The sequence below is a fragment of the Ligilactobacillus pabuli genome, from assembly GCF_022836475.1.
GTDB classification, from domain to species: Bacteria; Bacillota; Bacilli; order Lactobacillales; family Lactobacillaceae; genus Ligilactobacillus; species Ligilactobacillus pabuli.
This window is the reverse complement of record NZ_BQXH01000021.1, coordinates 1-592: the sequence shown is the minus strand read 5'-3', so window position 1 is coordinate 592 and position 592 is coordinate 1. Positions and strand designations below refer to the sequence as shown.

Genomic DNA, 592 nt, shown 5'->3' with positions numbered 1-592 from the left:
AGAAAGTTGTTGAAGGCGCCAGATGTATAAGCTGATCCACGATCTGTGTGAATTAGTGGGTGAACATCACCAACACTATCAAATGCGCGTTGAAACACCTCTATTTCCGCAGCTGAGGTTTCGGTAATGCTGAGATGGTGTGACAAAAGACGACGTCCATAAAGATCGAGAACACCACTGAGTCGAATCTTATGTTCACTATTGGGACCAAATCTCAATTCGGTTGAATCCGACAACCAAACCTTATTAGGTGCGTCTGTCTCAAAGTCTTGGTTCAAGACATTGTCTTGAATATATTGTTCACTTACTTCCTGACGGTTGTGTTTCTTAACCCGAATCTGACATCTCAGGCCGAGTTCACGCATTACACGTCGGACCATCTTATGTGTCACTTGAAAAGTGATCGACTCATCGTGTTTAAGATTCACTAAAAGATTTCCAGCACCGATGCCTTGGTGGTGAAAATTAAACCAGTATTTTGTTCGTTCCTTGAGTTGACGATTGCGAGTTTCCCACGCAGTTTCTTCTCGTTTTAAGCCTTTGTAATAAGCCTGTCGGCTTACGCCGACAACGGCCAATAATTTGGTGAGTG

General features: G+C 43.4%; 1 protein-coding gene. It reads right to left on the bottom strand.

Going from position 1 to position 592, the window contains the following annotated elements; translation table 11 throughout:
- A partial coding sequence (locus tag LPAF129_RS09220) for a DDE-type integrase/transposase/recombinase (RefSeq protein WP_244056579.1) occupies positions 1-592 on the bottom strand: 592 nt, incomplete at both ends.